The organism is Hydrogenophaga sp., assembly GCF_018780075.1.
GTDB lineage: Bacteria > Pseudomonadota > Gammaproteobacteria > Burkholderiales > Burkholderiaceae_C > Hydrogenophaga.
This window is the reverse complement of sequence record NZ_JADMKB010000101.1, coordinates 81,857-95,721: the sequence shown is the minus strand read 5'-3', so window position 1 is coordinate 95,721 and position 13,865 is coordinate 81,857. Positions and strand designations below refer to the sequence as shown.

Below are 13,865 nucleotides of genomic sequence, written 5' to 3'. Positions count from 1 at the left end.
TCTCAGAGGGGGCTGACGGTGAATTCGCAGTGCCCGTGGCCTTCCGCCGCACATTGCGTTTCCGCGCTGGTGGTGCGCACCGCCGAGCCGCTGGTCTCCAGCACCCAGTCCATCGCGCCCGAGAACCAGCCGGCGAACAGGTAGCAGACCTTGCTGTGGTCCACCGGCACGCCGGCGATGCCCTGCGCCAGCACGAACACCGAGTGCTCCAGCCGGATGCGGGCGTGGCCCGTGGTGGCATCGGACTCGATGAAGGAGAACAGGCCCCAGCCGCGTTGCGACAGCCGCTTGAGGTAGTGCTCGTACACGGCCATGCCGGTCAGGCCGTGGGTGGCGGCTTCTTTCTGGCACCAGAAATAGGCCGAGCGGTGGCCGGCCTTGTAGAGCGCGGGGGCGTAGACCTCGCGTCCCACCACAGCCTCGGTCTCCACGTGGTTGTTGACGAAGAAATGCCGGGGCACATAGATCATCGGCAGACCGTCGGTGGTCCAGATGCCGGTCTGTGCGTCGACGTCGATGGGGAGTTGGGGATTCATCGTGGGGTACTTTGTCGTTGCTCGGTCGGTGCGTGTGGCGGGTAGCACGCCCCCTGCCCGGAACAGCTCAGGCATGCAGGGGGCGGGGGTGTGGCTCGCCACGCCAGGTGTCAGGCCCGGTCGGGCCGCCGGTGCCTCAGGAGGTCCAGCCCGCGACGCGCGCCGCGTTGTCGGCCATCCATTTCTCGGCGGCCGCAGCGGGCTTGCTGCCGCCTTCGACGGCCAGCATCACCGCGCCGATTTCTTCGGGCTTCCAGGAAAATTTCTTCAGGAAGGCCACGACCGACGGGGCCTTGGCGTTCAGGCCGGGGTTGATCACGCTGTCCACGTGTTCTTCGGCGCCGTAGATGTTCTTGGGATCGGCCAGGAAGCGCAGCTTGTACTTCGCGAACATCCAGTGCGGGATCCAGCCGGTGACGGCGATGGCCTTGTTGGCGCGGTAGGCGCGGTCCAGTTCGGCCGCCATGGCGGGGCCCGAGCTCGGCAGCAGGCGCATCTCCAGACCATAGGCCTTGATGGCCTCTTCGGTCTTCTTCATCACGCCGGCGCCGGCGTCGATGCCGACGATGCGGTTGTCGAAGTCGGCGCGGAAGTTGTTCAGATCCGCCAGGCTGGTGGCCTTGACGTAGTCGGGCACGATCAGGCCGATCTTGGCGCCCGGGTAGTTGGCGCCGATGATCTGCACCTTGTCCTTGAAGTTGGTCAGGTAGGCTTCGTGGGTGACCGGCAGCCAGGCCGAGAGGGTCATGTCCAGGTCACCGCGCGCCACGCCCTGCCACATGATGCCGGCGGCCAGCGGCACCAGCTCCACCGGATAACCCAGCTTGCTGCGGATGATGGTCGCGGCCAGGTGCGTGGTCGCCACGCTGTCGGACCAGCCGTCCACAAAACCGATCTTGATCGTGGGCTTGGCCTGGGCGAAGGTGAGCGGGCTGGAGACCGCCAGCGCGGACAGCCCCAAGGTTTGTGCCAGGAACTGGCGACGTTGGCGGGTAGAAAGCGTGTGCGTGCGGGTCATGGCAAGGGTACTCCTGGGTGAAAGAAAAGAGCAAGAAGATCGATGTCGGGTAGCGCATATCAGGCGCCCCAGACCTCACGGAAAACACGGAGCCAGTTCCGCCCCATCACCTGGGTGATGGGGCTACCACAGGCTTACTGAATTTGGTCTGGCTTCACCACGATCCAGTTGCGGTCGGCCGTCACAGGAAGGCCTTGGGCTTTCTGGGCTTCGGCGTGTTTTTTCTGCATGGCCTGGATCTGCACCAGGTACTTGTCTTTGCGGTTTACCCACACGCGCAGACCGCCACGCTCTACATCGGTGCCGCGAAACAGCATCGGGCCGTCACTGACGGGGGTGTCACCCGCCACCAGAATGGGCTTTTTCCATTCGTCGATGTAGGTGTAAATGGCAGCCTGCTTGCCCTCAAACCAGGTCATCGGGGCCCATAGATAGGATGTCAGTTCATGGTCCAGCAAGGCGGTCTGGGTGTACTTTTTCTCGGCAATGAGCTTGCGCGCATTGGTGACTTCGCCGGTCTTGCGGTCTTTGAGCAACAAGCCGACACCGATGACGTTTTGCGGCTTGGCGTTGTAGCCATGCTTGGGGTCGGATACAACCATGCGCACCAACTCCTCGCTGGCCGCACTCATCACGTACACCTCAATGCCGTTTTCCATCAACCGGTTGTAGAGTTCCTGCATGCCGGTGTAGAACTTCGGCGGCTTGACCGCAATGGTCTTGACCGTCGTGCCCTCGTAATACGTGGCCGGAATCGGTTTGCCTGCAGCCAGCATTTCATCGAGCCAACCCTTGAGTTCGCGCAGGGTGTAGCCCGAAAATACCTGGGCCACCCAGGGGTAACAGACCTGGTCGTCGATATCGCAGAGGCGGTAGTAGTAGCTGTTGAGGCTCTCCTTGTGGCCTTCAATGTCCTTGAACGGAATCAGCTTCAGAGCGGGGTCGAGTTTGTCGCGGCTCAAAATGCCCTTCATTTCCAGAAAGGGCAGCAAGGATTCTTCAAGATCATTGTTGTAGCTGGTGTTGTCGGCGTCGAACACGGCAAACGCGCCTTTGTGAGCGTTGGCCTGGATCAATGCCTCCAGCTGCGCAGCCGCTTCGGGTGGCCAATGCTTTAATGCAGTCTCGGCCTGCGCTGAAACCACCAGTGCCAGGCTCATCGCCCAAGCAGCCAACCATTTGGCCAGATTCGTCCTCTTCAACATTGCAGTACTCCTTTTGGACTCAATGACAAACAGTGCGGATCAGGCGCCCCAGACTTCACCAAACACACGCAGCCAGTTCTGCCCCATCACCTTGGTGATGCGGTCAGTCGACCAGCCCGCCTGCTCCATCGCGGCCGTCAGGTTGGGCATTTCACCGATGGTGCGAATGCCCAGCGGGTTCTGCACGGTGCCGAAATTCGTCAGGCGGCGACCCCGCCCTTTGTCGTGGGTGATGTGGTCGAAGAAATCCTGTCCGTAGCCTTGCGTGTGGTCGGTACCGACGCCCACGCAGTCTTCGCCCACCAGGTTGATCACGTAGTCGAGCGCCTCGACGTAGTCGTCCACGGTGGACTCGATGCCGCGCCTGAGGAAAGGCGGGAACATGGTCACGCCGATGAAGCCGCCACGGTCGGCGATGAACCTGAGCTGTTCGTCGCTCTTGTTGCGCGGGTGTTCCTTCAGGCCTGCGGGCAGGCAGTGGCTGTAGGTGACCGGCTTCTTCGATTCGAGGATGGCTTCTTCCGAGGTCTTGGCGCCCACATGGGACAGGTCCACCATGATCCCGACGCGGTTCATCTCGCCGATCACCTCGCGCCCGTAGCCCGACAGGCCGCCGTCACGCTCGTAGCAGCCAGTGCCGATCAGGTTCTGCGTGTTGTAGCAAAGCTGGACCACGCGAACGCCCATGTCCGCGAAGGCTTCGACGTGACCCAGATGGTCTTCGAAGGCGTGCGCGTTCTGGAACCCGAGGATGATTCCGGTCTTGCCGTCCTTCTTGGCCCGTTCGATGTCGGCCGTGCTGCGCACCAGGGACAGCAGGTCGCTGTTCTCGCGGATGGACTTCTTCATCTCGGCGATGTTGTGCACCGTGCTCTTGAAGTCGTCCCACACCGAGACGGTGCAGTTGGCGGCGGTCAGGCCGCCCTTTTTCATGTCCTCGAAGACCGAGCGGCTCCACTTCGAGATGATCAGACCGTCGATGACGATGGCGTCCTGGTGCAAGTTGCTCATGGCTTGGGTGTGGGTAAGGGTTTACGCGAAAGGGACTTGGTTTTCTGTTAGGGGTGCTGTCGAGTGCGTTCATTGTTGTGGCGCGGTCCCCGGCCAGCTTGTGCATGACAGACGCGCACTTGCTCATAAACGACATGGCGGCCGACGGGTGCCGGCCGCAGGTTTCAAGCGCTTCTTTCTGCCGAGGTGGAGGCCGACAGGCCCCGGGGGCCGTGGCATCGGCGCAGGGGCGCTGGACGCTGCTGAGACAATTCGGGTTGCTTTTGTCCGCCGCTCACCTCTCACACCCCTTTTTTTTCCTGAAAGCACTTTCCATGCGGTCAAACGCAAACACCCGGCTCGCCATGTGGTCCATCTGGCTGATCCCGCTCCTGTGGACGGTCAACAACCTGCTGGCCCGCGTGGCGCCGGGGGTTGTCGGACCCTACACGCTGGGTTTCATGCGCTGGGGATTGGCGGGCATGTTGCTGAGCTGGCTGGTGCGCGACGAGCTGCGGCGGGAGTGGCGCCACCTGGCCCGGCACTGGTACCGGTACCTGGTACTGGGCTTTCTGGGCATGGTGGCCTGCGGGGCTTGGGTGTACATCGGCGGTCGGACGACCAGCGCCACCAACATCGCCCTGATCTACTCCGCCGCACCGGCGCTCATCGCCGTGAGCTCGGCCGCGTGGCTGCGCGAACGCATGGGTGGCCTGCAGTGGGCGGGTCTGGCACTGGCATTGGCCGGCGTGTTGCATGTCATCGTGCAGGGCCACTGGTTGGGCCTCGCCGACTTCCGGTTTGTCGAAGGTGATCTCTGGATTCTGACCAGCGTGGTCTGCTGGGCGCTCTACGCGCTCCTGCTGGAGGCCTGGCCCAGTCCGTTGGGCGCCGCCGCCCGGCTTGCGGCCGCTGCCTGGGGCGCCCTGCCTTTGCTGGCCGCGGGCGCGGCCTGGGAGATGTCTCAGCCATCGACCCCGGCGATAGGCGCCGATGCGCTCCTGATGGGGCTGGTCGCGGCCCTGGTTCCCGGTCTGATGGCCTTTGGTCTGTACGGATGGTCGCAGCAGATCCTGGGCGCCAGCAAGGTGGCCGCCACCCTGTACCTGGGGCCGCTCTACGGCGCCCTGGCAGCCTGGTGGCTGCTTGGGGAATCCCTGGGCTGGTACCACTTCTGGGGCGCGGCGCTGCTCTTGCCCGGCGTCTTCCTGGCCTCACGCCCGGTGGCGCCATCGCGCGCGGCGGCCAGCGCGCCGCTGTGAGCCGGTTGCGTGTCGGAATCAGGCCAGAAACTGGCGTGTTCAGCGAATCGCCGGGCCCCGATGCGCCGCACCATGCACTGGCGTTCCAAAGCCGTTGATGGTGGCGGCGGGCGCTACCCGCGCACCCCTTGACGGGGGTGTTTTCCAACAGGCGCGGCCACGTCCTGGTCAACGGCTGCTCGGGCCTGCGTCGTCTTATTCAGCTGGAGCAAACATGCAGATGAAGGTCGTAGGAATACTCGCTGTGGCGGGCTTGTTGACGGGGCAGCAGGCTTTCGCCGAAGACGCCAGTTGCAAGACCGTCAACTTTGCCGACGTGGGCTGGAGCGACATCGCGGCCACCACCGGACTGGCCTCGGTGGTGCTCGAAGGCCTCGGCTACCAGCCCAGGGTCACCATCGCGTCCGTGCCCATCGTCTTCGCCGGCATGAAGAAAAAACAGATCGACGCGTTCCTGGGCTACTGGAATCCGTCCATGACACCGGTCATCGAGCCTTTCGTGAAGGCGGGCGACATCAAGGTGCTGGAGACGCCGAATCTGGTGGGCGCCAAGTACACGCTGGCGGTGCCGACCTATCTGTACGACAAGGGCCTCAAGACCTTCGGCGACATCTCGAAATTCGAGAAGGAACTGGGGGGAAAGATCCATGGGATCGAGCCCGGCAACGACGGCAACGCCCTGATCGCGGGAATGATCAAGGACAACAAGTTCGGACTGAAGGCGTTCAAGCTGGTGGAGTCCAGCGAGGCGGGCATGCTGGTCGAGGCACAGCGTGCGGGCAAGGCGCAGAAAGCCATCGTGTTCCTGGGCTGGGAGCCGCACCCGATGAACGTGCAGATCAAGATGAGCTACCTCGCGGGCGGCGACGATGTGTTCGGGCCGAACCTGGGGGAAGCCAAGGTCTACACCGCGGTTCCGCCGTCGTACGAGAAGCGCTGCCCCAACGTCTACGCCTTCCTCAAGAACCTGCAGTTCAGCACCACCATCGAAAACCAGGTGATGGAGCCGATCCTCAACAAGGTCAAACCCAACACGGCGGCGCGCGCCTTCCTCAAGAAGAACCCGGACACCGTGGACAAATGGCTGGCCGGTGTGACCACGTTCGACGGCAAGCCCGGCCTGGACGCGGTCAAGGCCGCACTGGCGAAATAAACCCGACCGCACAGCCGAGCCTTCACCGGTGTGAGGGCGGCCGGCGTGCGGCCATGGGCGCCCGGCCTGCATGGGCCAGGCCCCGCAAGGATGGTCATGAATCCCACAACCCTGTTCAGTTTCATCAACGGACAACACGTCCACGGCGGAGGGGCGGCCTTTGAGTCGGTCAACCCCGCAACAGGGCAGGCCTGGGCCGTCGTGCACGAAGCCACGCAGGACGACGTGAACCGGGCGGTGCAGGCCGCGCAGGCAGGCTTTGCGCTGTGGTCGGCCATGAGCGGCACCGAGCGCGGTCGCATCCTGCGCCGCGCGGCCGACATCCTGCGGGCGCGCAACGACGAACTGGCCGCGCTGGAGGTGCAGGACTGCGGCAAGCCGCTGCAGGAGGCGCTGGTGGTGGACGTGATGAGCGGCGCCGACTGCATCGAGTACTTCGCGGGCGCGGCGGCCACGCTGACCGGCCAGCAGTACCCGCTGAAGAACGCGTTCGCCTACAGCCGCAAGGAGCCGCTGGGCGTGTGCGTGGGCATCGGTGCCTGGAACTACCCGCTGCAGATCGCCTGCTGGAAGTCGGCGCCTGCGCTGGCGGCGGGCAACGCCATGATCTTCAAGCCCTCGGAGCTGACACCGGCCACGGCGGTGAAGCTGGCCGAGGTGTACCTGGAAGCCGGCGTGCCACCAGGCGTGTTCAGCGTGGTGCAGGGGCGCGGGGCGGTGGGCGCGATGCTGGCGGCCCACCCGGACGTGGCCAAGGTGTCCGTCACCGGCTCGGTGCCCACGGGCAAACGGGTCATGGAAACGGCCGCCGGCACGCTCAAGCGGGTGACCATGGAACTGGGCGGCAAGTCGCCACTGCTGGTGTTCGACGACGCCGACCTGGAGCAGGCGGTGTCGGCCGCGATGATGGGCAACTTCTACACGCAGGGCGAGGTCTGCACCAACTGCACCCGCGTCTTTGTGCAGCGCGGCATCGCGCCGCGTTTCCTGGCGCGGCTGAAGGAGCGCACGCTGCAGCTGCGCGTGGGCGATCCGATGGACCCGCAGACCGAGATCGGCGCGCTCATTTCCGAAGCCCATGCGAACAAGGTGATGGACCACATCGCCAGCGGCCAGGCCGAGGGCGCGACGCTGGTCTGCGGGGGTGAGCGGGTCACCGTCGAAGGCCTGGGCCGCAACTTCGTGGCCCCCACCATCTTTGCGGACTGCCGCGATCACATGCGCATCGTGCGCGAGGAAATCTTCGGGCCGGTGCTGTCGATGCTGACCTTCGACACCGAGGCCGAAGCCGTGGCGCGCGCCAACCAGTCGCGCTTCGGTCTGGCGGCTGGTGTCTTCACCACCGATCTGCAGCGTGGCCACCGCGTCGCTGCGCAGATCCGGGCCGGCATCTGCTGGATCAACAACTACAACATCACGCCGATCGAGATGCCGTTCGGCGGCGTGGGCGAATCCGGCATCGGCAGCGAGAACAGCATGGCCGCGCTGGACCACTACACCCAGCTCAAGACGGTGTACGTCGAGCTGGGCGAGGTGGCGACCAGCTACCGCTGAACCCCCAGGCTTCGAGTCATTTCTTCCCACCGCCGCACGAGCCGCTTCGCATGACCCCGCCCGCCGCAGAGTTCGACTACATCATCATCGGCGCCGGCTCGGCCGGCAGCACCCTGGCCTACCGCCTGGGCGAAGACCTGGACGTGAAGATCCTGGTGATCGAGGCCGGTCCCATGGACCACAACCTGTTCATCCACATGCCCAGCGCGTTCGCCTACCCGATGGCCAACCCGCGCTACAGCTGGCAGTTCGAGGCCGAGGCCGACCCCGGCATGAACCACCGCCGCATCCACTGCCCGCGCGGCAAGACCATTGGCGGCTCCAGCAGCATCAACGGCATGGTCTACATCCGCGGCAACGCCGAGGACTACAACGGCTGGGCCGAGCAGTTTCACCTGCCCGAATGGCGCTACGCCCACTGCCTGCCGTACTTCCGCAAGTCCGAGACGCGCGAACAGGGCGGCGATGATTACCGGGGATCGGACGGACCGCTCAAGGTCAGCACCGGGGCCTGCCGCAACCCGCTGTACAAGGCGTTCATCGAAGCGGGCCAGGAGGCCGGGTACGGCTACACCGCCGACATGAACGGTCACCGCCAGGAAGGCTTCGGCCCCATGGACATGACGGTGCACAAGGGCCGGCGCTGGAGCACGGCCATGGCCTACCTGAGGCCGGCGCTCAAGCGAGGCAACGTCACGCTGCACACCGGCACCAGCGCCTCGCGCATCCTGTTCGAAGGTCGCGACCCGCCGCGCGCGGTGGGGGTGGCGGTGGAGCAGGGCGGGCAGAAGGTGGTGTACCGCGTGCGCCGCGAGCTCATCCTCAGCGCCGGGGCCATCCAATCACCGCAGCTGCTGCAGCTCTCCGGTGTGGGCAACCCGGACCTGCTGCGTCCGCTGGGCATCCCGGTGGTGGCTGCGCGCGCGGGCGTCGGCGAAAACCTGCAGGACCACCTGGAAACCTATGTGCAGTACGCCTGCAAGGAGCCGATCACGCTGTACTCTGCCACGAAGCCGCTGGCCATGGGCGCGATCGGCGCGCGGTGGCTGCTCACGCGCACCGGCTTGGGGGCCACCAACCACTTCGAGTCCGGCGGTTTCATCCGCAGCGACGCGGGCGTCAAGCACCCCGACCTGCAGTACCACTTCCTGCCGATGGCGGTGCGTTACGACGGCAGTGCGACGGTGGAGGGCCATGGCTTCCAGGCCCATGTGGGGCCCATGCGATCGACCAGCCGAGGCCATGTGCGCATCCGCAGCGCCAGCCACCGAGACGCGCCCCTGATCCGCTTCAACTACATGAGCACCGAGCAGGACCGCAAGGAATTCCGCGCCGCCATCCGCCTCACGCGCGAGGTGTTCGAGCAGAAGGCCTTCAACCGCTTCCGCGCCGAAGAGCTCTCGCCCACCGCGCAGGTGCAGAGCGACGCACAGATCGACGAACACATCCGCAACCAGGCCGAAACCGCCTATCACCCCAGCTGCTCCTGCCGCATGGGCCACGACGACCTGGCGGTGGTGGACGGGCAGGGCCGGGTGCACGGCGTGCAGGGCCTGCGCGTGGTGGACGCGTCCATCATGCCGCTCATCGTGAGCGGCAACCTAAATGTGCCGACCATCATGATGGCCGAGAAGATCGCTGACGCGATCCGGGGCCGGGCGCTGCCGCCGTCGGACGCGCCTGCCTGGGTGCACCCGCACTGGCAGACCCAACAGCGCTGAAGTGAAGCACCCCCTGCGCCGCTGACGCGGCTTCCCCCTTTGTTGCGCGCCTGCGGCGCTTCGAGGGGGACGCACCCTGTGGCCCGGCAGAGCCGGTTCCACGGGTGCCCTGGGCTCGGACACGCGCTCCGGCTGGATTCTGTGTGTTCTCCCTGTGTCACTGCCCGCGGCCGTGTCGGAATCCGACGTCTGCACATGTCGGAATCAAGACAGAAATTGGCGTGATCAGCGCAGCACCGACAAGGGTTGAAACCGAAGATTCACTCCAGTTCGCCACACCCACAAGACCCGAGGAAACACCCCATGTTCAGCTACCAGAAACAGTCCTTGCAGGCCTCCGATCCGGCCCTGTGGTCCATCGTCCAGCAGGAGCACCAGCGCCAGGAACAGCACATCGAGCTGATCGCCAGCGAGAACTACACCTCGCCTGCGGTGATGATGGCCCAGGGCAGCCAGCTCACCAACAAGTACGCCGAGGGCTACCCGGGCCGCCGCTACTACGGCGGCTGCGAGTTCGTCGACCAGGCCGAGCAGCTGGCCATCGACCGCGTCAAGCAACTGTTCGGCGCCGACGCGCACGGCTGGGGCGCCAACGTGCAGGCGCACTCGGGCGCGCAGGCCAACGAGGCCGTGTTCATGGCCTTCATGAAACCCGGCGACACCTTCATGGGCATGAACCTGGCCGAAGGCGGCCACCTCTCGCACGGCATGGCGCTGAACATGAGCGGCAAATGGTTCAACGTCGTGTCCTACGGCCTGAACGAGAAGGAAGAGATCGACTACGACGCGATGGAGCGCAAGGCCCACGAGTCCAAGCCCAAGATCATCATCGCCGGGGCTTCGGCCTACGCGCTGCGCATCGATTTCGAGCGCTTCGCCAAGGTCGCCAAAGACGTGGGTGCCCTGCTGATGGTGGACATGGCCCACTACGCCGGCCTGATCGCCGCCGGCGAGTACCCGAACCCGATTCCCCACGCCGACATCGTCACCAGCACCACCCACAAGAGCCTGCGCGGGCCGCGCGGCGGCATCATCCTGATGCGTCCCGAGCACGAGAAGGCGATCAACAGCGCCATCTTCCCCGGCCTGCAGGGCGGGCCGCTGATGCATGTGATCGCGGCCAAGGCGGTGGCTTTCAACGAGGCGCTGTCGCCCGGGTTCAAGGCCTATCAGCAGCAGGTGGTGAAGAACGCTGCGGCGCTGGCCGACACGCTGGTGGCGCGTGGCCTGCGCATCGTCTCGGGCCGCACCGAGAGCCACGTGATGCTGGTCGATTTGCGCGCCAAGGGCATGACCGGCAAGGCCGCCGAAGCGCTGCTGGGCCAGGCCCACATCACCGTCAACAAGAACGCCATCCCCAACGACCCCGAGAAGCCGATGGTGACCAGCGGTGTGCGCCTGGGCTCGCCGGCCATGACGACCCGCGGCTTCAAGGAAGCCGAGGCCATCCAAGTGGGCCACCTGATCGCCGATCTGCTCGACCACCCGGAAGACGAAACCGTGGTCGCCCGCGTGCGCGCCGACGTGGCCGCGCTGACCGCGGCCTTCCCGGTCTACGGCTGAACCTGGGCAGCACCACATGTCCCTCAGCACCTTCGACCTGTTCAAGATCGGCATTGGGCCGAGCAGCTCGCACACGGTCGGGCCCATGCGCGCGGCGCTGCTGTTCGCGCAGGCCCTGCGCGACGGCGGCCTGCTGCCTGCCGTGCAGTCGGTGCGTTGCGAGCTGTACGGCTCGCTCGGCGCCACCGGCAAAGGCCACGGCAGCGACAAGGCCGTGCTGCTGGGCCTGGAAGGCGAAGCGCCCGACCGGATCGATCCCGACGTGATCGCGCCGCGCCTGCTGGCCCTGCGCGCGTCGCAGACGCTGAACCTGCTGGGCATCCATCGCATCGCCTTCAACGAGCGCGAGGGCCTGAAGTTCCTGCGCAAGGCCTTGCCTTTCCACCCCAATGGCATGCGCCTCTTCGCCTTCGCGGCGGATGGCGAGCCCTTGCTGGAGAAAACCTACTACTCCATCGGTGGCGGTTTCGTCATCAACCAGGATGCCGAAGGACAACCGGCGCTGGTGCCCGACCGCAAGGTGTTGCCCCATCCCTTCACCACCGGGGACGAGCTGCTGCAGCGCTGCAAGGACAGCGGCCTGAACATCGCCCAGGTGATGTGGCACAACGAGCTGGCCTGGCGAGATGCCGACACGGTGCGCGCCGATCTGCTGCGCATCTGGGCCGTGATGCAGGCCTGCGTGAAGCGCGGTGTGGCCACCGAGGGCGTGCTGCCCGGTGGCTTCCAGGTCAAGCGGCGCGCCAGCGAGCTGCACCGCTCGCTGACCGAGCACCCGGAGGCGGCACTCAAAGACCCGCTGCAGGTGATGGACTGGATCAACCTGTACGCGCTGGCGGTCAACGAAGAAAACGCCGCCGGGGGGCGCGTGGTCACGGCGCCCACCAACGGCGCGGCCGGCATCGTGCCCGCGGTGCTGCACTACTACAGCCGTTTCGTGCCCGGTGCCAGCGAACAGGGGGTGATCGACTTCCTGCTGACCGCAGCGGCCATCGGCATTCTCTACAAGGAAAACGCCTCGATCTCGGGCGCCGAGGTCGGCTGCCAGGGCGAGGTCGGTGTGGCCTGCTCCATGGCCGCTGGCGCGCTGGCACAGGTCATGGGCGGCACACCCGAGCAGGTGGAGAACGCGGCCGAGATCGGCATGGAGCACCACCTGGGCCTGACCTGTGACCCCATCGGCGGGTTGGTGCAGATCCCGTGCATCGAGCGCAACGCGATCGCCTCGGTCAAGGCCATCAACGCCGCACGCATGGCGCTGCGCGGTGACGGCACGCACTTCGTGAGCCTGGACAAGGTCATCCGCACCATGCGCCAAACCGGCGCCGACATGATGACGAAATACAAAGAGACCTCGCGCGGAGGCCTGGCCGTGAACATCGTTGAATGCTGAACATGAAACACCCCCTGCGCCGCTTCGCGTCTCCCCCCTCAAGGGGGGCGGCACTGGCCGTCTGGCAGAGCCAGCCCGGCGGTGCCTCTGGTTTGAGCCCTGCACTCGGGGCGGTCCGCGCTCCGGCGGTATGAACAGCTGAACAGGTCAAAAGAAAGAACCCCCATGCAACATTTTTCCATCTGGTCCCTGCTGCGCAACAGCATGTCCTACCACGAGGGCTGGCAGAAGCAGTGGCGCTCGCCCGAACCCCAGCGCGAATACGACGTGGTGGTGGTGGGTGGGGGCGGCCACGGCCTGGCCACGGCCTACTACCTGGCCAAGGAACACGGCCTGCGCAACATCGCGGTGATCGAGAAGGGTTACCTGGGCGGTGGCAACACCGCGCGCAACACCACCATCGTGCGCTCCAACTACCTGTGGGACGAGTCCACCGCGCTGTACGAGAAATCCATGCAGCTGTGGGAAGGCCTGTCGCAGGACCTGAACTACAACGTCATGTTCAGCCAGCGCGGCGTGCTCAACCTCGGCCACACGCTGCAGGAGATGCGCGACATCGAGCGCCGCGTCAACGCGAACCGCTTGAACGGGGTGGACGGCGAGGTGGTCACGCCGGCGCAGATCAAGGAAATGATCCCGTACATCAACCTGAACACGCGCTATCCCGTGCTGGGCGCTTCGCTGCAGCGGCGCGGCGGCGTGGCCCGGCACGATGCGGTGGCCTGGGGCTTTGCCCGCGCGGCCGACGCACACGGCGTGGACCTGATCCAGAACTGCGAGGTCACCGGCATCCGCCGCGATGGCGGTGCCGTGGTCGGCGTGGACACGGTCAAGGGCTTCATCAAGGCCAAGAAGGTCGCCATCGTCGCGGCCGGGCATTCCAGCGTGATGGCCAGCATGGCCGACATCCGCCTGCCCATCGAGAGCAAGCCGCTGCAGGCGCTGGTGTCTGAACCGCTGAAACCCATCTTTCCCTGCGTGCTGATGAGCAACGCCATCCACGCCTACATCAGCCAGTCCGACAAGGGCGACCTGGTGATCGGCGCGGGCGTGGACCAGTACAACGGCTACGGCCAGCGCGGCAGCTTCCACACCATCGAGCACACGCTGCAGGCCATCGTGGAGATGTTCCCGCTGTTCTCGCGCGTGCGCATGAACCGCCAGTGGGGCGGCATCGTCGATGTCTCGCCCGACGCCTGCCCGATCATCGGCCTGACCCCGGTCAAGGGGCTCTACATCAACTGCGGCTGGGGCACCGGCGGCTTCAAGGCCACGCCGGGCTCGGGCTGGGCCATGGCCCACACGGTGGCGCAAGACCGACCGCACGCGCTCAACGAAGCGCTGTCGCTGAACCGCTTCTCCAACGGTCACCTGATCGACGAACACGGCGCTGCTGGCGTCGCGCATTGAGATGACCCCCCCGCGCCGCTTCGCGTCACCCCCCCAGGGGGGCGGCACTGGCCGTCCGGC

At 65.7% G+C, this 13,865-nt stretch carries 11 protein-coding genes; 7 read left to right on the top strand and 4 right to left on the bottom strand.

What is annotated here, in order from left to right:
- Positions 1 to 2: 2 nt before the first annotated feature.
- From IV088_RS16845 to IV088_RS16830, 4 genes are all read right to left on the bottom strand, one after another.
- Complete coding sequence (locus tag IV088_RS16845; RefSeq protein WP_291104508.1) at positions 3 to 536, bottom strand: DUF5943 domain-containing protein; 534 nt, start codon at positions 534 to 536, stop codon at positions 3 to 5.
- Between the two features lie 136 nt (positions 537 to 672).
- Positions 673 to 1,554: a glycine betaine ABC transporter substrate-binding protein gene (locus IV088_RS16840; protein WP_291104506.1), complete on the bottom strand. Its 882-nt coding sequence runs from the start codon at positions 1,552 to 1,554 to the stop codon at positions 673 to 675.
- A 134-nt stretch (positions 1,555 to 1,688) separates the two neighbouring features.
- Entirely contained in the window at positions 1,689 to 2,759 is a 1,071-nt protein-coding gene (locus IV088_RS16835) for a haloacid dehalogenase-like hydrolase (protein ID WP_291104503.1), read from the bottom strand.
- A gap of 39 nt (positions 2,760 to 2,798) precedes the next feature.
- The gene (locus IV088_RS16830; protein ID WP_291104500.1) at positions 2,799 to 3,770 is read right to left on the bottom strand and encodes a dipeptidase; all 972 of its coding nucleotides are present in this window, start codon (positions 3,768 to 3,770) and stop codon (positions 2,799 to 2,801) included.
- Positions 3,771 to 4,084: 314 nt separating this feature from the next.
- Here IV088_RS16830 and IV088_RS16825 point away from each other — a divergent pair, with 314 nt between their 5' ends.
- The 7 genes from IV088_RS16825 to IV088_RS16795 all read left to right on the top strand — a co-directional run bounded on the left by IV088_RS16825 (position 4,085) and on the right by IV088_RS16795 (position 13,805).
- Positions 4,085 to 5,011 carry a DMT family transporter gene (locus IV088_RS16825; protein WP_291104497.1) on the top strand — a complete coding sequence of 309 codons (927 nt, stop codon included), beginning with the start codon at positions 4,085 to 4,087 and terminating at the stop codon, positions 5,009 to 5,011.
- 220 nt (positions 5,012 to 5,231) lie between these two features.
- A complete protein-coding gene (locus IV088_RS16820; protein ID WP_291104579.1) occupies positions 5,232 to 6,164 on the top strand; it encodes a choline ABC transporter substrate-binding protein in 933 nt (310 codons plus the stop codon).
- A 96-nt stretch (positions 6,165 to 6,260) separates the two neighbouring features.
- The gene (gene betB, locus IV088_RS16815) at positions 6,261 to 7,718 is read left to right on the top strand and encodes a betaine-aldehyde dehydrogenase (protein ID WP_291104495.1); all 1,458 of its coding nucleotides are present in this window, start codon (positions 6,261 to 6,263) and stop codon (positions 7,716 to 7,718) included.
- Positions 7,719 to 7,768: 50 nt separating this feature from the next.
- On the top strand, positions 7,769 to 9,439 hold the full coding sequence (gene betA / locus IV088_RS16810; RefSeq protein ID WP_291104492.1) for a choline dehydrogenase: 1,671 nt from the start codon (positions 7,769 to 7,771) through the stop codon (positions 9,437 to 9,439).
- A gap of 303 nt (positions 9,440 to 9,742) precedes the next feature.
- The gene (gene glyA, locus IV088_RS16805; RefSeq protein ID WP_291104489.1) at positions 9,743 to 11,002 is read left to right on the top strand and encodes a serine hydroxymethyltransferase; all 1,260 of its coding nucleotides are present in this window, start codon (positions 9,743 to 9,745) and stop codon (positions 11,000 to 11,002) included.
- Positions 11,003 to 11,018: 16 nt separating this feature from the next.
- Positions 11,019 to 12,395 carry an L-serine ammonia-lyase gene (locus IV088_RS16800; RefSeq protein WP_291104486.1) on the top strand — a complete coding sequence of 459 codons (1,377 nt, stop codon included), beginning with the start codon at positions 11,019 to 11,021 and terminating at the stop codon, positions 12,393 to 12,395.
- Positions 12,396 to 12,560: 165 nt separating this feature from the next.
- Positions 12,561 to 13,805: a sarcosine oxidase subunit beta family protein gene (locus IV088_RS16795; RefSeq protein WP_291104483.1), complete on the top strand. Its 1,245-nt coding sequence runs from the start codon at positions 12,561 to 12,563 to the stop codon at positions 13,803 to 13,805.
- Positions 13,806 to 13,865 lie beyond the last annotated feature (60 nt).